23 protein-coding genes are annotated in these 21,038 nt (G+C 65.0%); 20 read left to right on the top strand and 3 right to left on the bottom strand.

Features of this window, described 5'->3' with window-relative positions; all coding sequences use genetic code 11:
- Window positions 1-44 precede the first annotated feature (44 nt).
- Genes SBP02_RS12730 through murB form a run of 4 tightly spaced genes read left to right on the top strand, consistent with a single transcriptional unit; the run spans window position 45 to window position 2,475 of the window.
- The gene (locus SBP02_RS12730; protein WP_318642144.1) at window positions 45-230 is read left to right on the top strand and encodes a Trm112 family protein; all 186 of its coding nucleotides are present in this window, start codon (window positions 45-47) and stop codon (window positions 228-230) included.
- Entirely contained in the window at window positions 231-995 is a 765-nt protein-coding gene (kdsB, locus tag SBP02_RS12725) for a 3-deoxy-manno-octulosonate cytidylyltransferase (RefSeq protein ID WP_318642143.1), read from the top strand. It begins immediately after the preceding gene.
- Window positions 995-1,459 carry a low molecular weight protein-tyrosine-phosphatase gene (locus SBP02_RS12720; protein WP_318642142.1) on the top strand — a complete coding sequence of 155 codons (465 nt, stop codon included), beginning with the start codon at window positions 995-997 and terminating at the stop codon, window positions 1,457-1,459. Before kdsB ends, SBP02_RS12720 begins: the two co-directional genes overlap by 1 nt.
- Complete coding sequence (murB, locus tag SBP02_RS12715) at window positions 1,456-2,475, top strand: UDP-N-acetylmuramate dehydrogenase (RefSeq protein ID WP_318642141.1); 1,020 nt, start codon at window positions 1,456-1,458, stop codon at window positions 2,473-2,475. The genes SBP02_RS12720 and murB overlap by 4 nt, the downstream gene beginning before the upstream one ends.
- A gap of 108 nt (window positions 2,476-2,583) precedes the next feature.
- Here the strand turns inward: murB and rne are convergent, their stop codons facing one another.
- Window positions 2,584-5,616, bottom strand: coding sequence for a ribonuclease E (gene rne, locus SBP02_RS12710; protein WP_318642140.1), 3,033 nt, complete (start codon window positions 5,614-5,616; stop codon window positions 2,584-2,586).
- Window positions 5,617-6,195: 579 nt separating this feature from the next.
- Here rne and rluC point away from each other — a divergent pair.
- Genes rluC through SBP02_RS12695 form a run of 3 tightly spaced genes read left to right on the top strand, consistent with a single transcriptional unit; the run spans window position 6,196 to window position 8,807 of the window.
- Entirely contained in the window at window positions 6,196-7,149 is a 954-nt protein-coding gene (gene rluC, locus SBP02_RS12705; protein WP_318642139.1) for a 23S rRNA pseudouridine(955/2504/2580) synthase RluC, read from the top strand.
- Entirely contained in the window at window positions 7,142-7,837 is a 696-nt protein-coding gene (locus tag SBP02_RS12700) for an HAD-IA family hydrolase (RefSeq protein WP_318642138.1), read from the top strand. The genes rluC and SBP02_RS12700 overlap by 8 nt, the downstream gene beginning before the upstream one ends.
- Window positions 7,827-8,807 carry a S49 family peptidase gene (locus SBP02_RS12695; protein WP_318642137.1) on the top strand — a complete coding sequence of 327 codons (981 nt, stop codon included), beginning with the start codon at window positions 7,827-7,829 and terminating at the stop codon, window positions 8,805-8,807. Before SBP02_RS12700 ends, SBP02_RS12695 begins: the two co-directional genes overlap by 11 nt.
- 52 nt (window positions 8,808-8,859) lie before the next feature.
- Here SBP02_RS12695 and SBP02_RS12690 read toward each other — a convergent pair whose 3' ends face one another.
- Complete coding sequence (locus SBP02_RS12690; protein ID WP_318642136.1) at window positions 8,860-9,438, bottom strand: Maf family protein; 579 nt, start codon at window positions 9,436-9,438, stop codon at window positions 8,860-8,862.
- A gap of 106 nt (window positions 9,439-9,544) precedes the next feature.
- Here SBP02_RS12690 and SBP02_RS12685 point away from each other — a divergent pair, with 106 nt between their 5' ends.
- From SBP02_RS12685 to SBP02_RS12625, 13 genes are all read left to right on the top strand, one after another.
- On the top strand, window positions 9,545-10,072 hold the full coding sequence (locus SBP02_RS12685) for a YceD family protein (protein ID WP_318642135.1): 528 nt from the start codon (window positions 9,545-9,547) through the stop codon (window positions 10,070-10,072).
- Window positions 10,073-10,085: 13 nt separating this feature from the next.
- The gene (gene rpmF / locus SBP02_RS12680; RefSeq protein WP_025167420.1) at window positions 10,086-10,268 is read left to right on the top strand and encodes a 50S ribosomal protein L32; all 183 of its coding nucleotides are present in this window, start codon (window positions 10,086-10,088) and stop codon (window positions 10,266-10,268) included.
- Between the two features lie 3 nt (window positions 10,269-10,271).
- Window positions 10,272-11,282, top strand: a complete 1,011-nt coding sequence (gene plsX, locus SBP02_RS12675; RefSeq protein WP_369959089.1) for a phosphate acyltransferase PlsX — start codon at window positions 10,272-10,274, stop codon at window positions 11,280-11,282.
- Between the two features lie 105 nt (window positions 11,283-11,387).
- Complete coding sequence (gene fabD, locus SBP02_RS12670) at window positions 11,388-12,326, top strand: ACP S-malonyltransferase (RefSeq protein WP_318642133.1); 939 nt, start codon at window positions 11,388-11,390, stop codon at window positions 12,324-12,326.
- A gap of 15 nt (window positions 12,327-12,341) precedes the next feature.
- A complete protein-coding gene (fabG, locus tag SBP02_RS12665; RefSeq protein ID WP_318642132.1) occupies window positions 12,342-13,085 on the top strand; it encodes a 3-oxoacyl-ACP reductase FabG in 744 nt (247 codons plus the stop codon).
- Window positions 13,086-13,282: 197 nt separating this feature from the next.
- Window positions 13,283-13,519, top strand: a complete 237-nt coding sequence (acpP, locus tag SBP02_RS12660) for an acyl carrier protein (RefSeq protein ID WP_003245177.1) — start codon at window positions 13,283-13,285, stop codon at window positions 13,517-13,519.
- A 106-nt stretch (window positions 13,520-13,625) separates the two neighbouring features.
- Window positions 13,626-14,870: a beta-ketoacyl-ACP synthase II gene (gene fabF / locus SBP02_RS12655; protein ID WP_318642131.1), complete on the top strand. Its 1,245-nt coding sequence runs from the start codon at window positions 13,626-13,628 to the stop codon at window positions 14,868-14,870.
- Entirely contained in the window at window positions 14,870-15,685 is an 816-nt protein-coding gene (gene pabC / locus SBP02_RS12650) for an aminodeoxychorismate lyase (protein WP_318642130.1), read from the top strand. The genes fabF and pabC overlap by 1 nt, the downstream gene beginning before the upstream one ends.
- A 3-nt stretch (window positions 15,686-15,688) precedes the next feature.
- Window positions 15,689-16,750: an endolytic transglycosylase MltG gene (mltG, locus tag SBP02_RS12645; RefSeq protein WP_318642129.1), complete on the top strand. Its 1,062-nt coding sequence runs from the start codon at window positions 15,689-15,691 to the stop codon at window positions 16,748-16,750.
- Complete coding sequence (gene tmk, locus SBP02_RS12640; protein ID WP_318642128.1) at window positions 16,747-17,379, top strand: dTMP kinase; 633 nt, start codon at window positions 16,747-16,749, stop codon at window positions 17,377-17,379. Before mltG ends, tmk begins: the two co-directional genes overlap by 4 nt.
- Window positions 17,372-18,364 carry a DNA polymerase III subunit delta' gene (locus SBP02_RS12635; RefSeq protein ID WP_318642127.1) on the top strand — a complete coding sequence of 331 codons (993 nt, stop codon included), beginning with the start codon at window positions 17,372-17,374 and terminating at the stop codon, window positions 18,362-18,364. Before tmk ends, SBP02_RS12635 begins: the two co-directional genes overlap by 8 nt.
- A gap of 35 nt (window positions 18,365-18,399) precedes the next feature.
- Window positions 18,400-18,756, top strand: coding sequence for a PilZ domain-containing protein (locus tag SBP02_RS12630; RefSeq protein ID WP_042556691.1), 357 nt, complete (start codon window positions 18,400-18,402; stop codon window positions 18,754-18,756).
- Window positions 18,757-18,830: 74 nt separating this feature from the next.
- The gene (locus SBP02_RS12625) at window positions 18,831-19,613 is read left to right on the top strand and encodes a TatD family hydrolase (protein WP_318642126.1); all 783 of its coding nucleotides are present in this window, start codon (window positions 18,831-18,833) and stop codon (window positions 19,611-19,613) included.
- A gap of 250 nt (window positions 19,614-19,863) precedes the next feature.
- Here SBP02_RS12625 and SBP02_RS12620 read toward each other — a convergent pair whose 3' ends face one another.
- The gene (locus SBP02_RS12620) at window positions 19,864-20,997 is read right to left on the bottom strand and encodes an aminotransferase class V-fold PLP-dependent enzyme (RefSeq protein WP_318642125.1); all 1,134 of its coding nucleotides are present in this window, start codon (window positions 20,995-20,997) and stop codon (window positions 19,864-19,866) included.
- Window positions 20,998-21,038: the final 41 nt, after the last annotated feature.

Raw genomic sequence — 21,038 nt, 5'->3', positions numbered from 1 at the left:
TGGGGGCGTCGGCGACCGATGCAGCCCTCTAGCAAGGATTTCCCATGGACCCGAAACTTCTCGATATCTTGGCCTGCCCCCTGTGCAAGGGGCCGTTGCACCTGACCGCCGACAAGGGCGAGCTGATCTGCAAGGCCGACGGCCTGGCCTTTCCGGTGCGCGATGGCATCCCGGTGATGCTGGAAAGCGAAGCCCGTACCCTGAACGTCGACGAGCGCCTGGACAAGTAGATGAGCACAGCCTTCACCGTGGTGATTCCGGCGCGCTACGCCTCCAGTCGCCTGCCGGGCAAGCCGTTGCAGCAGATCGCCGGCAAGCCGATGATCCAGCATGTCTGGGAGCAGGCCTGCAAGAGCGGCGCCCAGCAGGTGGTGGTGGCCACCGACGATGCGCGCATCGTCGAGGCCTGCCGGGGGTTCGGCGCGGCGGTGCAGCTGACCCGCCCCGAACACAACTCCGGCACCGACCGCCTGGCTGAGGTCGCCAGCGCTTTGGGGCTGGCTGCCGACGCCATAGTGGTCAACGTGCAGGGTGACGAGCCGCTGATTCCGCCGGCGATCATCGATCAGGTGGCGGCCAACCTGGCGGCCAATCCCCAGGCGGCGATCGCCACCCTGGCCGAGCCGATCGATGAGGTGTCCGCGCTGTTCAATCCCAACGTGGTCAAGGTGGCCAGCGATGCGAGCGGCCTGGCCCTGACCTTCAGCCGCGCGCCACTGCCTTGGGCGCGGGATGCCTTTGCCGTCGATCGCCAGCAGCTGCCGGCCGGGGTGCCCTACCGCCGGCATATCGGCATCTACGCCTACCGCGCGCAGTTCCTCCGCGATTTCGTCGCCTGGGGCCCCTGCTGGCTGGAGAACACCGAGTGCCTGGAGCAGTTGCGGGCGCTCTGGCACGGCGTGCGCATCCATGTCGCCGACGCCCTGCAGGCCCCGCCGGCTGGGGTCGATACCGCGGACGACCTCGAGCGCGTGCGCCGGTTGCTGGAGGCCTGATGCGCGTCCTGTTCGTCTGCCTGGGCAATATCTGCCGTTCGCCCACCGCCGAGGGGGTGCTGCGCCACAAATTGCGCGAGGCGGGGCTGGCGGCCCGTGTCGAGGTCGATTCGGCCGGCACCGGCGACTGGCATGTCGGCAAGGCACCGGACACGCGGACCGGCCAGGCGGCGTTGCGCCGCGGCTATGACCTGTCGGCTCTGCGGGCGCGCCAGGTATCTGCCGAGGATTTCGCCCGTTTCGACCTGATCCTGGCCATGGACGCCAGCAACCTGCGCCATCTTGAGCGGTTGCGCCCTTCTGGCGGCGGTGCCGAGTTGGATCTTTTCCTGCGTCGCTACCAGCTGGCGCTGGATGAGGTGCCCGATCCCTATTACGGCGGCGAGGCCGGCTTCGAGCAGGTCTTGGACCTGATCGAGCAGGCCGGCGACGCCCTGGTGCGCGAACTCAGGGAGCGTCTATGACATTGCAGGTCCGCGAGCACGTCTCGCTCAAGGCCTATAACAGTTTCGCCGTCGAGGCCCGGGCGCGCCGGTTCGCCGAGGCGCATGACGACGGCGAGGTGCGTCAGGCCCTGGCCTACGTTGCCGAGCGAGGGCTGCCGCTGTTGCTGCTCGGTGGCGGTAGCAATCTGCTGCTGACTGCCGATGTCGAGGCTCTGGTGCTGCGCATGGCCAGTCGCGGCATCCGCGTGCTGGACGACGATGGCGAGCGCGTGCTGATCGAGGCGGAGGCGGGCGAGCCCTGGCATCCCTTCGTGCAATGGACGCTGCAGCAGGGCTACGTCGGCCTGGAGAATCTCAGCCTGATACCCGGCACCGTGGGGGCCGCGCCCATGCAGAACATCGGTGCCTATGGTGTCGAGCTCAAGGACGTGTTTGCCGGCCTGACCGCGCTGGATCGCGAGACGGGTGAGTTGCATGAGTTCGGCCCGGCCGACTGCGCATTCGCCTACCGCGACAGCCGCTTCAAGCGCGAGGCGAGGCGTTGGGTGATATTGCGGGTGCGCTTCGCCCTGAGTCGCTCGGCGGCGCTGCATCTGGACTATGGCCCGGTTCGCCAGCGCCTGGTCGAGCAGGGCATCGAGGCGCCGACGGCGATGGATGTCAGTCGGGCCATCTGCGCCATTCGCAGTGAGAAGTTGCCGGACCCTAAGGTGCTGGGCAATGCCGGCAGCTTTTTCAAGAATCCCCTGGTCACGGCCGAGTTGGCGCAGCGCCTGCGGGCCGAGCATGCCGGTCTGGTGGCCTATCCGCAGGCCGATGGCCTGGTGAAGCTGGCGGCCGGCTGGTTGATCGAACGGGCCGGGTGGAAGGGCTTTCGCGAGGGGGATGCGGGGGTGCATCGCCTGCAGGCGTTGGTGCTGGTCAACTACGGGCAGGCGACCGGGCTGCAGCTGTTGGCCCTGGCGCGGCGCATCCAGGCGGATATCGCCGAGCGCTTCGCGGTGACCCTGGAGATCGAGCCCAACGTGCTCTGACTGTTGTGGCGCCGTGCCAGGGTCACGCAAGCGCTTCGCAGGACCCATAACGCCGCAATAAAAAAGGGGATGCCGAAGCATCCCCTTTTTTATTGTTGCCGAACAGCATCAGGCGTGCGGCTTTTCTTTCTCCGCCTGCTCATCTTGCTGCGTTTCGGCGTCTTCAGCCTGGTGATCAGGCTGCTGCTCGGCTGCCTTGGCAGGAGCTTCTGCGGCTTCGTCTGCAACCTGTTCGACGGCTTCGACCTTGGTCTCGGCGGTGTCGCTGCTCTCGCTCGTCGGCTCGGCATCGACCGGGGCCGGCTCGGCCTGCGGGGCGGCGGCGGCCGCTTCGGCGGCATCGCGAGCCAGGCGTTCGGCTTCACGCTGGCGACGACGCACTTCGCGCGGATCGTTCGGCGCGCGGCCACCGGCGCTTGGTGCAGGAGTCGGGGCCGGAGCAGGTTCCGCCTCGGCGGCCGGAGCAGGTTCGGCGACGGGTTCTGCCGCGGCGACCTCCTGGGTGGTTTCGGGCTTCTCCTCGCTCACGCTTGGCGCTTCTTCGGGAGCCGGTGCCGGGCTTTCGGCGGAGGCCGGAGCGGCTTCTTCGCTCTGCTCGGCTTCTGCGGCAGGTGCCGGTTGGGTTGCCGGGCGCTCGTCCTGCTCGCGCGGGGTTTCGCTGGCAGCCTGCTCGACGACTGGCGCTTCACCGCTCGCGGCTTCGCTGGCCACTTCGCTGACCGCCACTGCGGCCGCAGTCGCGCTCGGCGTGGCGGCAGTTTCGTCACCGGTCTCGCTGGCTTCTTCGCCGCCTTCGATCAGGTTGCCGCTGGCATCACGCTGGCGTTCGCGACGATTGCTGCGACGACGCTGGCCACGGGAGCGACGACGTGGGCGCTCTGCGCCTTCGCTGCCTTCCTGGTCGTCGTCTGCCATTTGGGCCTCGGTGTTCAGTACTTCCTCTTCGGCCTGGCTCTGCTCTTCGCGGGCTACCCGCTCCTCACGGGGCGGACGTGGCTGGCGCGGTTCGCGCTGCGGGCGCTCGCGCTCGGCGCGGGGCTCTTCGCTGGCGCTGCTTTCCGGTGCGTCGAGAGGGGCGCGCAGTTCACGCGGTTGGCGCTCTTCGCGCGGCTTGCGCTCGCGGCGACCTTCCTGCCCTTCCCGCGGTGGGCGCGACTGCCGCACTTCCTGGGGCTCGCGTACCTCTACGGCGTCACGTGGCTGGCGTTCTTCGCGGGGCTGACGCTCCTCGCGGGGCGCGCGCTCTTCACGGGACTGGCGTTCTTCGCGCGGTGCACGGTCTTCACGCGGCTTGCGCTCTTCACGCGGTTTGCGCTCATCGTCGCGACGACCGCCGCGGCTGCGGTTCTGCTGGCGGCCGCTGCGACGCTCTTCGCTGCGGGCCGGGCGTTCGCTGGTCTTCTTCTCGATGACCGCGGGCTTTTCCTCTTCCTTGCCGGCGAACAGGCTGACCAGCGACTTGACCAGACCCCTGAACAGGCTAGGTTCGCTGGCGGGAGCCGGAGCGGCAACCGGCGCTTCCTCGACCGGAGTCGGGGTCGGTGCGGTGCGGGGCGGTGCGGCCTTGATCGCGGCTTCCTGGCGGACCAGGGTGCGGGTGGCGGCGGCCTGCTTCTCTTCCTCGACTTCCGCCGTGGCCATCTCGTAGCTGGACTGGCTGGTTTGCGCTTCCGGGCTGTCGTCACGCAGGCGCTGCACCTCGAAGTGCGGGGTTTCCAGGTGATCGTTCGGCAGAATGACGATACGCGCACGGGTGCGCAGCTCGATCTTGGTGATCGAGTTGCGCTTCTCGTTGAGCAGGAAGGCGGCGACCGGGATCGGCACCTGGGCGCGGACCTCGGCGGTGCGGTCCTTCAGGGCCTCTTCCTCGATCAGGCGCAGGATCGCCAGCGACAGCGATTCGACGTCGCGGATGATGCCCTGGCCGTCGCAGCGCGGGCAGACGATGCCGCTGGTCTCGCCGAGAGACGGACGCAGGCGCTGACGGGACATCTCCAGCAGGCCGAAGCGCGAGATGCGGCCGACCTGGACGCGGGCGCGGTCGGCTTCCAGGCACTCGCGCACCTTCTCCTCGACGGCGCGCTGGTTCTTCGCCGGGGTCATGTCGATGAAGTCGATGACGATCAGGCCGCCGATGTCGCGCAGGCGCAGTTGGCGAGCGATCTCTTCGGCCGCTTCGAGGTTGGTCTGCAGGGCAGTCTCCTCGATGTCGCTGCCCTTGGTGGCGCGTGCCGAGTTGATGTCGATGGACACCAGGGCCTCGGTCGGGTCGATGACGATGGCGCCGCCGGACGGCAGCTTCACTTCGCGCTGGAAGGCGGTCTCGATCTGGCTTTCGATCTGGAAACGGTTGAACAGCGGGACGCTGTCTTCGTACAGCTTGATCTTGCTGGCGTACTGCGGCATCACCTGGCGGATGAAGGTCAGGGCTTCTTCCTGGGCCTCGACGCTGTCGACCAGCACTTCGCCGATGTCCTGGCGCAGGTAGTCGCGGATGGCGCGGATGATCACGTTGCTTTCCTGGTAGATCAGGAAAGGCGCGGCGCGGTCCAGGGAGGCTTCCTTGATTGCGCTCCACAGCTGCAGCAGGTAATCGAGGTCCGACTGCATCTCTTCGCTGGAGCGGCCGAGGCCGGCGGTGCGGACGATCAGGCCCATGTCGGCCGGGGCGTTGAGACCGTTGAGGGCCTCGCGCAGTTCGTTGCGCTCCTCGCCCTCGATGCGTCGGGAGATGCCGCCGGCGCGCGGGTTGTTCGGCATCAGCACCAGATAACGGCCGGCCAGGCTGATGAAGGTGGTGAGGGCTGCGCCCTTGTTGCCGCGTTCCTCTTTCTCGACCTGGACTATGACTTCCTGGCCTTCCTTGAGTACGTCCTTGATGTTGACGCGACCCTCGGGGGCCTTGCTGAAGTATTCGCGGGAGATTTCTTTGAGGGGGAGGAAGCCGTGGCGCTCGGAGCCGAAGTCGACGAAGGCGGCTTCCAGGCTGGGTTCGACGCGGGTGATGCGGCCTTTGTAGATGTTGGCCTTCTTCTGCTGGCGGGCGCCCGATTCGATGTCCAGATCGTACAGGCGTTGGCCGTCGACGAGGGCAACACGCAACTCTTCGGGTTGAGTTGCGTTAATCAGCATTCTTTTCATGTAGTACCGTCGGTTTCCGGTGCTGGCGGAAACGGCGTTCGGCACACACGACTCTCAGGGTCGGTGTCAGGCGCGTCAGAAACGGTCGTAAATCGTTTCATTGTCAAGCGGCAGTCAGCCAGTTGTGCTGGGCCGCGACAGACGTCTCCTGCTTGCTGTTGTGACAGAAAGCACTTGCTCAGGAGGAGGAATCAGCTGCCGGTAGCGGACGAGATGAGGCGTCTTGGTAAAGCTATGTGCTACGCAGGCCGACAGTTGTACATCTCCACCCTACACGTATCGCTGAAAATCGGGTGCCGCTCGCAGAATCTGCAGCGGGTTGGTATTCACCGCAGCCCTCCAAAGGGGAGGGCCGCGCATCTATTACTAAGGCGTTATTTCCGAGTTCTTCGAGGGCCATTGTGGCCTTTCTATCTCTGAAGAACCCGTCGGACGGCCTCGCGTCCTGAATGGGTTGCGTCGGTGTGGGGATGGTAGTTTGGCGCACATCCGCAGACCAGGCCGCTTTTGGCGGCGTTCGCGACTATAGCAGCAATGATTAAGTGCTTCAAATCCATGAAAAATTGTTATGATTGCGCGATGACTATTCCTGCCTCTCCAACCTCCGGCGTCCAGCTGCTCGAGGTTGCACCGGAACTCGCCGGCCAACGTATCGACAACTTCCTGCGCACTCAGCTCAAGGGGGTGCCCAAGACCTTGATTTACCGCATCTTGCGCAAGGGCGAGGTGCGGGTGAACAAGGGGCGGATCAAGCCCGAATACAAGCTGCAGGCCGGCGATGTGGTGCGCGTGCCGCCGCTGCGTCTGGCCGAACGCGACGAGCCGGTGCCGGTGGCGCAGGGGCTGCTGGAGCGTCTGGAGGCGGCGATCCTCTATGAGGATAAGGGGCTGATCGTGCTGAACAAGCCGGCCGGCATCGCCGTGCACGGTGGCAGCGGCCTGAGCTTCGGGGTGATCGAGGCGTTTCGCCAGTTGCGTCCGGATGCCAAGGAGCTGGAATTGGTGCATCGCCTCGATCGCGATACCTCCGGCCTGCTGATGATCGCCAAGAAGCGCAGCATGTTGCGTCACCTGCACGAGGCCTTGCGCGGCGATGGCGTGGACAAGCGCTATATGGCCCTGGTACGCGGTCACTGGGCGACGGCGAAGAAGCAGGTCAATGCGCCGCTGCAGAAAAGCAATTTGCGCTCGGGCGAGCGTATGGTCGAGGTCAGCGCCGAGGGTAAGGAGGCGCTGACCCTGTTTCGCGTGCTGCGTCGGTTCGGCGAGTTCGCCACCCTGGTGGAGGCCAAGCCGGTGACCGGTCGTACCCATCAGATTCGCGTGCACGCCCAGCATGCGGGGCACGGCATCGCCGGCGACAGCAAGTATGGCGATGACGATTTCACGCGGGAAATACGCGAGTTGGGCGGCAAGCGCCTGTTCCTGCATGCCTATGCCCTGGTGGTGCCGCTGCCCGATGGCGGCGAGCTGCGCCTCGAGGCGCCGGTCGATGAGATGTGGGCGCATACGCTGGGGCGGCTGAGTGTCTGACTATCGGCTGCTGATCTTCGATTGGGATGGCACTCTGGTCGACTCCATTGGTCGTATCGTCGAGTCGATGCACCGTGCGGCCGATGCCTGTGGGCTGGAGCGCTGCAGCGATCTGCGGGTCAAGGGCATCATCGGTCTTGGGTTGCCCGAGGCGATTCGCTCCCTGTATCCAGAGCTGGACGAGCCAAGCCTCGTTGAGCGTTTCCGGCGTTGTTACAGTGAGCAGTACCTGGCGCTGGAGGCCGAGCCATCGGCGCTGTTCCCGGGGGTGGCCGAGGCGCTTGAGGCGTTTCGTGCCGCAGGTTATGCCCTGGCCGTGGCGACGGGTAAAGGGCGTCATGGCCTGCATCGGGTGCTGGCGCAGCGTGGCTGGCTGAATTATTTCGATACGACGCGCTGCGCGGACGAGGCGGCGAGCAAGCCGGACCCGCTTATGCTGGAGCAGATTCTCGCCCATTGCGGGGTCTCCGCGGCTCGGGCGTTGATGGTCGGGGACTCGGCTTTCGATCTGCTGATGGCGCAGCGCGCCGGCATGGATTCGGTGGCGGTGGGGTATGGTGCACAGCCTTTATCGGCGTTGCGCCGCTATGCTCCGAAGCTGGCGATTGAGGATTTCACGGCGTTGCGCACCTGGCTCGAGGGTGGTGCGACCGAGCAGAAGGATGAGGTGAGTCATTATGTCGGATGAGTGGAAGGCGTCGGCTGTGGGTGAGGGCGATGCCAAGAGCTGGCAGCTGCTGGAAAAGACCCTGCTGGCTGGTGTGCAGGAGCAGCGTCGGGCCAGGCGTTGGGGGATATTCTTCAAGCTGCTGACCTTCCTTTACCTGTTCGTGGCGTTGGCGCTGTTTGCGCCGCTGCTCGATTGGCAGAAGGGGGCGTCGAAGAGTGGTGCTCATACCGCGCTGATCGAAGTCCGGGGGATGATCGCCGACAAAGAGGCGGCCAGTGCCGACAATATCGTCGGCAGCCTGCGCGCGGCCTTCGAGGATGCCAATACCAGGGGTGTGATACTGCGGATCAATAGCCCGGGCGGCAGTCCGGTGCAGTCCGGCTATATCTATGACGAAATTCGCCGGCTGCGCGCCAAGTATCCGGCGATCAAGCTGTATGCGGTGATCAGTGATCTGGGGGCCTCTGGGGCCTACTACATCGCCAGTGCGGCGGATCAGATCTATGCCGATAAGGCCAGTCTGGTCGGGTCCATCGGTGTGACTGCGGCGGGTTTCGGCTTCGTCGGGGTCATGGAGAAGCTGGGTGTCGATCGTCGGGTGTATGCCTCGGGTGAGCACAAGACCTTTCTCGATCCGTTCCAGCCGCCCAAGGAGGAGGAGGAGCGTTTCTGGCAGGGGGTTCTGGAGACCACTCATCGGCAGTTCATCGACAGCGTCAAGCAGGGGCGGGGCGAGCGCTTAAAGGTGGAGGCTCATCCCGAGCTGTTTTCGGGGCTGGTCTGGTCTGGCGAGCAGGCGCTCGAGCTGGGGTTGGTCGACGCCCTGGGTAATTCCAGCTATGTGGCGCGGGAAGTGGTCGGGGTGGAGGAGGTGGTCGACTTCACTGTTCAGGAAACCCCATTCGATCGTTTCGCCAAGCGCCTCGGGGCCAGTGTCGCCGAGCATCTGGCCATGTGGATGGGCTTCCAGGGGCCGGCCTTGCGCTAGGTTTTTCGCTGCTGCTGAAGCCCGGCCTTGGCCGGGCTTCTTCGTTCGGGTGTCAGGGAATGTCGATGCCGGCCTCGTGCAGCATGTCCACCAGGCGGATCAGAGGGAGGCCGATCAGGCTGTTGGCGTCGCTGCCTTCGGTGCTGCGAAACAGGCTGATGCCCAGGCCTTCTGCCTTGAAGCTGCCGGCGCAGTCGTAGGGCTGCTCCGCCTCCAGGTAGCGCCCTATCTGCTCTTCGCTCAGGGGGCGGAAGTGCACGGTGAAGGGAATGCAGTCGACCTGGCACTGGCCGGTTTCGCTGTTGAGCAAGGCCAGGCCGGTCAGGAAGGTGACGCTGCGGTCGCTGGCGGCGAGTAGCTGGCTGCGCGCGCGCGCGAAGTTATGCGGCTTGCCGAGGATGTCCTGATCCAGGACGGCCACCTGGTCGGAGCCGATGATCAGGTGGTGTGGGTGGCTGTCGCTCAGGGCGCGGGCTTTCTCCTCGGCCAGGCGGCGAACCAGGCTGCTGGCGTCCTCGTTCGGCAAGCGACTCTCGTCGATGGCCGGCGCGCTCCAGGTGAAGGGCAGGCGCAGGCGAGCCAGTAGTTCGCGGCGGTAGGGGGAGCTGGAAGCGAGCACCAGAGGCAGCATGACGTACTCCTTATATAAGGAGGGCGATTCTAGCGGTCGCTCCGGGTGCTGGACAGGCCGAATTTCCTTTGACAGGGGGTGGGCGCATCCCTAGAATGCGGCGCCTATGTCGAATGGTCCGATTCCACCTCACGTTGATCCGCGCAAATTGGCCGATCGCGGTACCGCTCTCGAGGGAGTGGTGGCGCTGGCCGACTTGCACAGGCTCTGCGACCCGCTTGCCGATAATGCCGGCACGGTAAGCGCGAAGTTTGTCTTCGAGCGCGACGAGCGCAACGCCGTGGTTATGCACAGCGAGCTCGAGGTCGAGGTCAAGATGGTTTGCCAGCGTTGTCTGGAGCTGGTCGCTCTACCGATCCAAAGCGCATGTGATTACGCTGTGGTGAAAGAAGGTGCGAATACCCAGTCTATGCCGAAAGGCTATGACGTGCTGGAGTTGGGTGAAGAGCCATTGGATCTGCTGGCTCTGGTTGAGGATGAGCTGCTGCTCGCCTTGCCCATAGTGCCGGCCCATGATCCTGAAGATTGCCAGCAGCCGGCAGGCCTCGAAGAGCCCGAGCCGAGCGAGGACGAGGTAACGCGGTCCAACCCGTTCAGTGTATTGGCACAGTTAAAGCGTGACCCAAACGTTTAGGAGTTAATTAGTTATGGCTGTTCAGCAGAACAAAAAATCCCGCTCCGCTCGCGACATGCGTCGCTCGCACGATGCCCTCGAGGGCAATGCGCTGTCCGTCGAGAAGAGCACCGGTGAAGTTCACCTGCGTCACCACGTTTCGCCGGAAGGCGTTTACCGTGGTCGCAAAGTGATCGACAAGGGCGCTGACGAGTAATCCTTGTCCGCTCCGATCATCGCGATTGATGCAATGGGTGGGGACTTCGGTCCCCACTGCATTGTTCCAGCCAGCATCGCCTGTCTGGCCGAATACCCCTCGCTGCACCTGGTCCTCGTTGGCCAATCCCCCCTTCTCGAAGAGTTGATCGCCCGGAGTCCCGAGGTCGATCGTGCGCGCCTGCGCGTCGAGCATGCCGGCGAAGTGATCGGCATGGATGAGCGGCCGGCCCAGGCCCTGCGCAATAAGCCGGATGCGTCTATGCGCGTCGCCTTGGAGCTGGTGCGCAGCGGCCGTGCCCAGGCCTGCGTCAGTGCCGGCAATACCGGGGCGTTGATGGCCCTGTCGCGTTATGTCTTGAAGACGCTGCCGGGCATCGATCGCCCCGCGATGATGGCGGCCGTGCCGACCCGGACGGGGTATTGTCAGTTGCTCGATCTGGGGGCGAACGTCGATTGCAGTGCCGAGCACCTCTATCAGTTTGCCGTGATGGGTTCGGTGGCTGCCGAGGCGATGGGGATCGTTCGGCCCCGGGTGGCGCTGCTCAATGTCGGTACCGAGGACATCAAGGGGAATCAGCAGGTCAAGCTGGCGGCTAACCTGTTGCAGCAAGCGGCGGGGCTGAACTACAGCGGCTTTGTCGAGGGCGATGGCCTGTATCGCGGCGAGGCCGATGTGGTGGTGTGCGATGGGTTCGTCGGCAATATCCTGCTCAAGTCCAGTGAGGGCTTGGCGCAGATGATCTCGACGCGTATCGAGGCGCTGTTCCGAGAAGGGGCGGCGGCGCGCCTGATCGGTGCCCTGGCCATGCCGCTGTTGCGGCGTTTGCGCGCCGAGCTGGCTCCCGCTCGGCATAATGGAGCGAGCTTTCTCGGCCTGCAGGGTATCGTGGTCAAGAGTCATGGTGCGGCTGGGCAGGAAGGTTTCAAGAGCGCGATTCGTCGGGCCTTGCAGGAGGTGGAAGAGAACCTGCCGCAGCGCCTGCATGGCCGCCTCGAGGATCTGTTGTTCTAGGATGTGACCGCGGCTGGCGGCCTGTCATCCAACTGTCAGTTTGTTGCGTTTGGCTATGCCTTGTCGCGATTCCCCCGACGCTAAGACCACTAGGGAAACCTATATATGTCTGCATCCCTCGCCTTTGTCTTTCCTGGTCAGGGCTCCCAGTCCCTGGCGATGCTGGCCGAGCATGGCGCTCAGCAGCCGCTGATCATCGACACCTTCGCCGAAGCCTCCGATGCGCTCGGCTACGACCTGTGGGCCTTGACCCAGCAGGGTCCGGAAGAGCAACTGAATCAAACCGACAAGACTCAGCCGGCGATCCTCACGGCTTCCATCGCCCTGTGGCGTTTGTGGCAGGCGCAGGGCGGTGTACGCCCGGCGTTCGTCGCCGGCCACAGCCTCGGAGAGTATTCGGCTCTGGTGGCTGCCGGCAGCCTGGATTTTGCCGCGGCGGTGAAATTGGTCGAGCATCGTGGCCGGCTGATGCAGCAGGCCGTTCCGGCTGGTCAGGGTGGCATGGCGGCCATCCTCGGCCTGGACGATGCCGACGTGCTGGCGGCGTGCGCCGAAGCGGCGCAGGACGAGGTGGTCAGCGCGGTCAATTTCAATGCGCCGGGGCAGGTGGTGATCGCCGGCGCCGCGCCGGCGGTGGCGCGTGCGGTCGAGGCGTGTAAGGCACGTGGTGCCAAGCGCGCCATGCCCCTGCCGGTCAGCGTGCCGTCGCACTGCGCCTTGATGCGCCCGGCAGCCGAGCGCTTTGCCGAGGCCGTGGCGGCGATCGCCTGGCAGGCGCCGCAGATTCCGTTGGTACAGAACGTCAGTGCGGCTGCAGTGGCCGATCTCGATGCGCTCAAGCGCGACTTGCTGGCCCAGCTCTATAGCCCGGTCCGCTGGGTCGAGTCGATGGTCTGTCTGGCCGATCAGGGCGTGACCGATCTGGTCGAGTGTGGTCCGGGCAAGGTGCTGTCGGGGCTGAACAAGCGCTGTGTCAAAGGCATCAATACCCATAATTTGGATACCCCAGACGCCTTCGCCGCCACCCGCGCGGCCTTGGCCTGATTGAGGAGAGGTTGTATGAGCCTGCAAGGTAAAGTTGCCCTGGTTACCGGCGCGAGCCGTGGTATCGGCCAGGCTGTCGCGCTTGAGCTGGGGCGCCAAGGCGCCGTGGTCATTGGTACCGCGACTTCCGCATCCGGTGCCGAGCGCATCGCCGAAACCCTGAAGGCCAACGGCATCGAAGGGGCCGGCCTGGTGCTGGATGTCAGCAACGATGAGTCGGTGGCCAGCACCCTGGAGCATATTCAGCAGCACCTGGGGCAGCCGTTGATCCTGGTCAACAACGCCGGCATCACTCGCGATAACCTGATGCTGCGCATGAAGGACGACGAGTGGTTCGACGTCATCAATACCAATCTGAACAGCCTCTATCGCCTGTCCAAGGCCGTGTTGCGCGGTATGACCAAGGCGCGTTTCGGTCGCATCATCAATATCGGATCGGTGGTCGGGGCCATGGGCAACGCGGGGCAGGTAAACTACGCCGCTGCCAAGGCTGGGCTGGAGGGTTTCGGTCGTGCGCTGGCTCGGGAAGTCGGCTCGCGGGCGATCACCGTGAATGCGGTGGCGCCCGGTTTCATCGATACCGACATGACCCGAGAGCTGCCGGAAGCGCAGCGTGATGCGCTGCTGACACAGATTCCGCTGGGCCGTCTGGGGCAAGCCGAAGAGATCGCGAAAGTGGTCGCTTTCCTCGCTTCCGATGGCGCAGCCTACGTCACAGGGGCTACTATCCCTGTGAACGGCGGTATGTACATGAGCTGAATGTGACGGATGCCTTCGGAAAACTGTCATAGTCGCTGTCTAGAATCCGGTATCAAGCTGCAACAGGTTTATAGACAGATCGTTGAAGTGTTCCTGGGGGCACCCCGGCATTCAGCTTGAAATGCTAAAAACCCTTTCTATACACTTGGCCGCAGACCAGTGGCCTGGATTTGTCCCATTAGGAGTGAGAACAAGGTATGAGCACCATCGAAGAACGCGTCAAGAAAATCGTTGCCGAGCAACTTGGCGTCAAAGAAGAGGAAGTAACCAACAGCGCTTCCTTCGTCGAAGACCTGGGTGCCGACTCTCTTGATACCGTTGAGCTGGTGATGGCCCTCGAAGAGGAATTCGAGACCGAGATCCCGGACGAGCAAGCTGAGAAGATCACCACCGTTCAGGAAGCCATCGATTACGTGACTGCGCACGCGCAATAAGCGAATCGTCGATTCCCGACTTGGAAAAGCCGCACGCCTTCATCGGGCGTGCGGCTTTTCTTTAAGCGCATTCCAAGCGTTGTAATCCGAACAAGAGGAGATTGCTGTGTCGCGTAGACGCGTCGTGGTTACCGGTATGGGCATGGTGTCGCCGCTGGGTAACGATGTGCCGAGCAGCTGGCAGGGCATTTTGGCCGGGCGCAGCGGTATCGGCCCGATCGAGCACATGGACCTGTCCGCCTATACCACCCGCTTCGGCGGTTCGGTAAAGGGCTTTGACGTCGAGCAATACCTGTCGGCCAAAGAGGCGCGCAAGCTCGATCTGTTCATCCAGTACGGTCTGGCAGCCAGTTTTCAGGCAGTGCGTGACTCCGGGCTGGAAGTAACCGATGCCAACCGTGAGCGCATCGGTGTGGCGCTGGGCTCCGGCATCGGCGGCCTGACTAACATCGAGAACAGCTGCAAGTCGCTGCACGAGCAGGGGCCGAGACGCATCTCGCCGTTCTTCGTGCCGGGCTCGATCATCAATATGATTTCCGGCTTCCTGTCGATCCACCTGGGACTGCAGGGGCCTAACTACGCCATCGCCACCGCCTGCACCACCGGCACCCACTGCATCGGCATGGCGGCGCGCAATATCGCCTATGGCGAAGCCGACGTGATGGTCGCCGGTGGCGCCGAGATGGCCGCCTGCGGTCTGGGCATCGGCGGCTTTGCCGCGGCGCGGGCGCTGTCGACCCGCAACGACGAGCCGACCAAGGCCAGCCGTCCGTGGGACAAGGATCGCGACGGTTTCGTCCTGTCCGACGGTGCCGGCACCCTGGTGCTGGAGGAGTTGGAGCATGCCAAGGCCCGCGGCGCGACCATCTACGCCGAGCTGATCGGTTTCGGTATGAGCGGCGATGCCTTCCACATGACCTCGCCGCCGGAAGATGGGGCGGGTGCGGCCCGCTGCATGGCCAATGCCCTGCGCGACGCCGGGCTCGAAGGCAGCCAGGTGCAGTACATCAATGCCCACGGCACCTCGACGTCCGCCGGCGACAAGGCCGAAGTGGCGGCCATCAAGTCGGTGTTCGGCGAGCACGCCTACCAATTGGCTGTCAGCTCGACCAAGTCCATGACCGGCCATCTGCTCGGTGCCGCGGGTGCGGTGGAGGCGATTTTCAGCGTGCTGGCGCTGCGCGAGCAGGTGGCTCCGCCGACCATCAACCTGGATCAGCCGGATGAGGGCTGCGACCTCGACTTCGTGCCGCACCAGGCCAAGGCGATGGACATCGACGTGGTGCTGTCCAACTCCTTCGGTTTCGGCGGCACCAACGGCTCGCTGGTGTTCCGCCGGTTCGCCGGTTGATGCTGAGCTGGGTCGATGGTCGTCCGGCCGAGCTGCTGTCCGTAAGGGATCGCGGCCTGGCCTACGGCGATGGCCTGTTCGAGACCGTCGCCGTGCGTGGCGGCAGGCCAGCGTTGCTGGAGCGCCACCTGGCGCGCCTGGCCGAAGGTTGTGCGCGCCTGGGGTTGCCATACGATGCGACCGTGCTCCGGGACGAACTGCTCGCCTTCAGTCGGCAGTTGGGCGAGGGCGTGGCCAAGCTGATCCTCACCCGGGGTGACGGTTTGCGTGGCTATGCGCCGCCGCAGCCGGCGGTAGTGCGGCGCCTCTTGCTCGGCGGCGCGAGACCGGCGTACCCGGCGGAGCATGCCGAGCAAGGTGTGCGTCTGTTTCCCTGTGCGACGCGCCTGGCGGAACAGCCACTGCTGGCCGGCTTGAAGCACCTCAATCGTCTGGAGCAGGTGCTGGCGCGCAGCGAGTGGCAGGATGACGAGCATGCCGAAGGCCTGATGCAGGATGCTTCGGGACGGGTGATCGAGGGGGTCTTCAGCAACCTGTTCCTGCTCAAGGGCGGTGTTTTGCTGACCCCGGACCTTTCGCGTTGCGGCGTGGCCGGTGTGATGCGCGCGGAGTTGCTGGCGCAAGCCGATGCCCTTGGGGTGCCCTGCGAGGTGCGCGACATCGACCTCGCCGAGTTGCTGAGCGCCGACGAGGTCTTTCTGTGCAACAGCCTCTATGGCGTGTGGCCGGTTCGCCGGCTGCAGGGCCGCGACTGGCCGGTAGGCCCGCTCACCCGTAAACTGCAGGCCATAGCCCGCGATCTACTGGACTGCTGATCTGTGATACGCAAGATATTGCTGCTTCTGGAAGCCGGCGTGTTAGTGGCCGGCCTGTTACTGGTTTTCGCCGCCTGGCAGCAACACAAGGCGCTTCACCAGCCTTTGCAGCTGACTGAGGAGCGCCTGCTCGAAGTGCCGGCCGGCACGACGCCGGGGGGTGTACTCAACCGCCTGCAGGCCGAAGGGGTTCTGCAGGACGCATTCTGGCTGCGGCTTTACTGGCGCTTCAATCTGCGTGGTCAGCCCCTGCACAGCGGCGAATACCGCCTGACGCCGGGGCAGACGGTGAACGACATGCTGGTGCAGTGGCGTCGTGGCGAGGTGGTGCAATACAGCCTGACCCTGGTCGAGGGCTGGAACTTCCGTCAGGTGCGCGCGGCGCTGGAGCGTGCCAGCAAGCTCGAGTCGCGCCTGACCGGGCTGAGCGATGCACAGCTGATGGAGCGCCTCGGGCTGCCCGGGGTCAATCCGGAGGGGCGCTTCTTCCCCGATACCTACCGTTACGTGCGCGGCACCACCGACCTGGATCTGCTCAAGCAGGCCTATGCGCGCCTGGAGCAGGTGCTGGCCGAGGAGTGGGCGCAGCGCGCCGAAGGTCTGCCTTACGGCGAGCCCTATGACGCCCTGATCATGGCCTCGATGATCGAGAAGGAGACCGGTGTGCCGGAGGAGCGGGGGGCGATCGCCGGCGTATTCGTCCGCCGCCTGCGCAGCGGCATGCGCTTGCAGACCGACCCGACGGTGATCTACGGTCTGGGCGAGCGCTACAACGGCAAGCTGTCCCGTGCCCACCTGCGCGAACCCACCCCCTACAACACCTATGTGATCGACGGCATGCCGCCGACGCCGATCGCCCTGGTCGGGCGCGAGGCGATCCACGCGGCCTTGCACCCGGTGGCGGGCAAGAGCCTGTATTTCGTGGCCCGGGGCGATGGCAGCCATGCCTTCTCGGACACCCTGGAGGCGCACAATCGGGCGGTGCGTGCCTATCAGCTCAATCGACGCGCAGGCTACCGCTCCAGTCCCGCCCCACAGTCAAGCCATCAGAAGGACGCCCCGTGAGCGGTCTGTTTATCACCCTGGAAGGCCCGGAAGGGGCCGGCAAGAGCACCAATCGCGAGTACCTGGCCGCGCGCCTGGCGGAACACGGCATCGAGGTGCTGCTGACCCGTGAGCCCGGCGGCACGCCGCTGGCAGAGCGTGTGCGCGAGCTATTGCTGGCGCCGAGCGAGGAGCCGATGGCGGCCGATACCGAGCTGCTGCTGGTATTCGCGGCGCGGGCTCAGCACTTGGACCGGGTGATTCGCCCGGCCCTGGCGCGCGGTTGTGTGGTGCTCTGCGATCGTTTCACCGATGCCACCTATGCCTATCAGGGTGGCGGTCGCGGTTTGCCGGAGGAGCGCATCGCCGTACTCGAGGATTATGTGCAGGGCGGTCTGCGTCCGGCGCTGACCCTGGTCTTCGATCTGCCGATCGAGGTCGGCCTGTCTCGCGCCGCGGCCAGGGGACGCCTGGATCGCTTCGAGCAGGAGGGGCGAGCCTTCTTCGATGCCGTGCGCCAGACCTACCTGCGCCGTGCGGCAGCGGAGCCGCAGCGCTATCGGGTCCTGGATGCCTCGCAGCCCCTGAGCGAAGTGCAGCAGGCCCTGGACGCACTGTTGCCGCAGATTCTGGAGCTGTGCCGTGGCTGAGGTCTATCCCTGGCAGGCTGAACTGTGGCGGCAGCTGGCCGGCCGCACTCGGCATGCCCACGCTTACCTGTTGTTGGGGCCTGCCGGAATCGGCAAGCGCGATCTGGCCGAGTCCCTGAGGGCGCTTCTGCTGTGTCAGCAGCCGGCGGGCCTGGAGGCCTGTGGACAGTGCAAGGGCTGTCACCTGCTCGCGGCGGGCAGCCACCCGGACAGTTTCGAGCTCAAGCCGAGTGGGGACAAGAAGAGCGTCGGCGTCGACGATGTCCGCGAGCTGATCGGCTTCGTCAACAAGACCGCGCAATTGAGCGGCCGCAAGGTCGTGCTGATCGCCGAACCGCCGGCGGAAGACATGACCCTGGCCGCCTCCAATGCCCTGCTCAAGAGCCTGGAGGAGCCCTCCGGCGATACGGTGCTGCTGTTGCTCAGCCATCAGCCGAGCCGGCTGTTGCCGACCATCAAGAGTCGCTGCGTGCAGCAAGCCTGTCCGCTGCCGGACCCGGCGACCAGTCTGGCCTGGCTGGCCCAGGCCTTGCCTGAGTGCGGCGAAGTGGAGTGCCGGGAGCTGCTGAGCCTGGCGGGCGGCTCGCCGCTGACCGCGCGCAGCCTGCAGCAACAGGGCGTGCGCGAGCAGCGCGCCTTGGTAGTGGACGGGGTGAAGAAGCTGCTCAAGCAGCAGATCGCCGCCAGCCAGTTGGCCGAGGCCTGGAAGAACCTGCCGATGTCCATGCTGTTCGACTGGTTCTGCGACTGGGCGCAGTCGATGCTGCGTTATCAGTTGACCCGCGACGAGCAGGGGCTGGGGCTCGAGGACATGCGCAAGGTGGTGCAGTACCTGGCCGACAAGGCGCCGCAGGCCAGGGTGCTGGAGACCCAGGACTGGCTGTTGCAGCAGCGGCAGAAAGTGCTGGGCAAGGCCAACCTGAACAGTGTGTTGCTTCTCGAAGCGCTCTTGGTGCGGTGGGCAAGCCTGCCCGGACCGGGCTAGAATCGGCCATTGAGTAATGAAGCCAGGAATGCCGCATGAGCTTGCCACCTAATTTGGGTCCGCGTAATGGAATCTTGTCCCTGACCATCAAGGACAAGTCCGTGCTCTATGCCGCCTACATGCCCTTTATCAAGAATGGCGGGCTGTTCATTCCGACCAACAAGAGCTACAAGCTCGGCGATGAGGTGTTCATGCTGCTCAACCTGATGGATGAGCCGGAGAAGATCCCGGTCGCCGGCAAGGTGGTATGGATCACCCCCAAGGGCGCCCAGGGCAACCGTGCCGCGGGTGTGGGCGTGCAGTTCAACGAGGGCGACAACACCGCCCGCAACAAGATCGAAACCTACCTGGCGGGTGCGCTGAAGTCGGACCGTCCGACCCATACCATGTAGGTCGCTACTTTTTCACCAGGGCGTCCGGGCCCGCGATGCCGCGAGCGGCATCGATTCTCAAGTGATTGCTATCCATGCTGGTTGATTCCCACTGCCATCTCGACCGCCTCGATCTGGCCGCGCACCAGGGCTCGCTCGATGCGGCGCTGGATGCCGCGCGCGCTCGCGGCGTCGGACACTTTCTCTGCATCGGCGTCAGCGCCGACAACGCTGCGGCGGTCAAGGCGCTGGCCGAGCGCTATGCCGACGTCGACTGCTCGGTGGGGGTGCACCCGCTGGATCTTGAGCCCGGCGCGGCGCCTGCCCTGGACTGGTTGCTGGCCGAGTTGAACCATCCGCACGTGGTGGCCATCGGTGAAACCGGGCTGGACTACCATTACGAGCCGCAAGCCGCACAGGCCCAGCAAGAGGCCTTTCGCCTGCACCTGCACGCCGCCCAGCTCACCGGCAAACCGGTGATCGTGCACACCCGCGAGGCGCGGGCCGACACGCTGGCGCTGCTGCGCGAGGCGGCGTTGCCGCAGGCCGGTGTGCTGCACTGTTTCACCGAGGATTGGGCGATGGCCAGGGCGGCGCTGGATCTGGGGTTCTACATCTCGCTGTCCGGCATCGTCACCTTCCGCAATGCCGGGGCGTTGCGCGAAGTCGCCCGCCAGGTGCCGGCCGATCGGCTGCTGGTGGAGACTGACTCGCCTTATCTGGCGCCGGTACCCTATCGCGGCAAGCCCAACCTGCCGGAATATGTGCGCGAGGTGGCCGAGTACCTGGCGCAGTTGCGCGGGGTGGGTTTCGAAACCTTGGCCGAACAGACCAGCGCCAACTTCAAGCGCCTGTTCCCGCTGGCACGGGTCGACTAGGGCGAGGTCGCTCCGATGGCTGCGTTGCGGATCTCGGGGCAAAAAAAACCCGGGTTCTGGGGGATGAATCCGGGTTAAGACCATTAGGAGTAAATCAAGGTACGCGGTCCACGGTACCTTGCCTGGCGGGGCACTTGGGGGGAGATGCCGCGCACCAGTACCCCTAAGTATTGGCGAAGATTCCCGATCGTCCACCACGGTTCGGCGCCTTTTTAAACGGTTTTGGAATACCGCGGCTGCTGTTGAGTCCTCATCCTGCTGCCAACTGGTGCAGCAAGCGTAGGGTTTCCTCTATTACCCGCCCTTCACTGTAGAAGTGTGGCGACAGGCGGACGCCGCCGCCACGCTGGGCGCAGATCACCTGTTCGCTCCTCAGGCGTTCGTACAGCAGCCGATTGTCCCAGCCCGCCAGGCTGAAGGTCACGATCCCGGCGCGCCTCGCCGGACTGCGTGGGCTGTGCAGGCTGAGGCCGGGCATCGTACCGAGGTCGTCGAGCAGCCATTGCACGCGCTCCTGTACCGCACGCCCCACCTCTTGCATACCGACCTCCTCGAGCAAGGACAGGCTGGCCTCCAGGGCCATGGCGCCGAGCAGGTTCGGGCTGCCGCATTCGAATCGCCGAGCCGTCTTGGCCACCTGCCACTCCTTGCGCTGGTAGTCGCCGGGGTGCTCGAGCATGTGCCAGCCGTATTCATGCAGCCTCAGTTGTTCGCGCAGCTCGCTGCGGCAATAGAAGGCGCCGAGGCCCTCCGGGCCGAGCATCCATTTGTGCCCGTCGGCCATGGCGAAGTCGCACTGGTTGCTCTGCACGTCGAAGGGCAGGGCGCCGAGCTGCTGAATCGCATCGACGCAGAGCAGCACGCCGCGCTGGCGACAGCCATGGCCGAGGCGCTCCAGGTCCAGGCGCAGGCCGCTGGCATATTGCACCGCGCTGATCGCCAGCAGGCGGGTGCGCGGACCGCAGGCCGTGAGCAGTCTGGCCTCGGGATCGCGACCCTGCAGGGCGATCTGCAGCACTTCCACGCCGAGCGGTTTGAGTGCTTCCCAGACCACCCGATTGGAAGGGAACTCCTCGTCACTGACGATCACCTGATCGCCGGCCTTCCAGTCCAGCCCGAAGGCCACGAAGGACAGCGCCTCGGAGGTGTTCTTGACCAGGGCGATGTCGGCACTGCTCGGAGCGTTGAACAGGCGCGTCAAGCGTTCGCGCAGGGTGATTTCGACCTGTAGCCAGGCCGGGTAGTCGCGGGCGCCGTGGCGGGCGTTCTGTTCGGCGAAGCGGCTGACGGCCACAACCGCGCGTTGCGGCCAGGGTGCGACTGCCGCGTGGTTCAGGTAGCGCAAGCCGGCGACCTGGGGAAACTCATCGTGAATGCCGTACATGGTCGGATGATCCGTGCAATTTGACGCTAGATAGGCATAAT

The sequence above is a fragment of the Pseudomonas benzenivorans genome (assembly GCF_033547155.1).
Lineage (GTDB): Bacteria > Pseudomonadota > Gammaproteobacteria > Pseudomonadales > Pseudomonadaceae > Aquipseudomonas > Aquipseudomonas benzenivorans_B.
This window is presented reverse-complemented; position numbering and strand designations above follow the sequence as displayed.

Coding starts and splice junctions, on each gene's coding strand:
- SBP02_RS12630 (WP_042556691.1), top strand. CDS start 18,400: ATGAGCTTGCCACCTAATTTGGGTCCGCGTAATGGAATCTTGTCCCTG.
- SBP02_RS12625 (WP_318642126.1), top strand. CDS start 18,831: ATGCTGGTTGATTCCCACTGCCATCTCGACCGCCTCGATCTGGCCGCG.
- pabC (WP_318642130.1), top strand. CDS start 14,870: ATGCTGAGCTGGGTCGATGGTCGTCCGGCCGAGCTGCTGTCCGTAAGG.
- fabG (WP_318642132.1), top strand. CDS start 12,342: ATGAGCCTGCAAGGTAAAGTTGCCCTGGTTACCGGCGCGAGCCGTGGT.
- SBP02_RS12720 (WP_318642142.1), top strand. CDS start 995: ATGCGCGTCCTGTTCGTCTGCCTGGGCAATATCTGCCGTTCGCCCACC.
- rpmF (WP_025167420.1), top strand. CDS start 10,086: ATGGCTGTTCAGCAGAACAAAAAATCCCGCTCCGCTCGCGACATGCGT.
- SBP02_RS12730 (WP_318642144.1), top strand. CDS start 45: ATGGACCCGAAACTTCTCGATATCTTGGCCTGCCCCCTGTGCAAGGGG.
- fabD (WP_318642133.1), top strand. CDS start 11,388: ATGTCTGCATCCCTCGCCTTTGTCTTTCCTGGTCAGGGCTCCCAGTCC.
- rluC (WP_318642139.1), top strand. CDS start 6,196: ATGACTATTCCTGCCTCTCCAACCTCCGGCGTCCAGCTGCTCGAGGTT.
- SBP02_RS12685 (WP_318642135.1), top strand. CDS start 9,545: ATGTCGAATGGTCCGATTCCACCTCACGTTGATCCGCGCAAATTGGCC.
- SBP02_RS12620 (WP_318642125.1), bottom strand. CDS start 20,997: ATGTACGGCATTCACGATGAGTTTCCCCAGGTCGCCGGCTTGCGCTAC.
- kdsB (WP_318642143.1), top strand. CDS start 231: ATGAGCACAGCCTTCACCGTGGTGATTCCGGCGCGCTACGCCTCCAGT.
- SBP02_RS12690 (WP_318642136.1), bottom strand. CDS start 9,438: ATGCTGCCTCTGGTGCTCGCTTCCAGCTCCCCCTACCGCCGCGAACTA.
- SBP02_RS12695 (WP_318642137.1), top strand. CDS start 7,827: ATGTCGGATGAGTGGAAGGCGTCGGCTGTGGGTGAGGGCGATGCCAAG.
- acpP (WP_003245177.1), top strand. CDS start 13,283: ATGAGCACCATCGAAGAACGCGTCAAGAAAATCGTTGCCGAGCAACTT.
- rne (WP_318642140.1), bottom strand. CDS start 5,616: ATGAAAAGAATGCTGATTAACGCAACTCAACCCGAAGAGTTGCGTGTT.
- murB (WP_318642141.1), top strand. CDS start 1,456: ATGACATTGCAGGTCCGCGAGCACGTCTCGCTCAAGGCCTATAACAGT.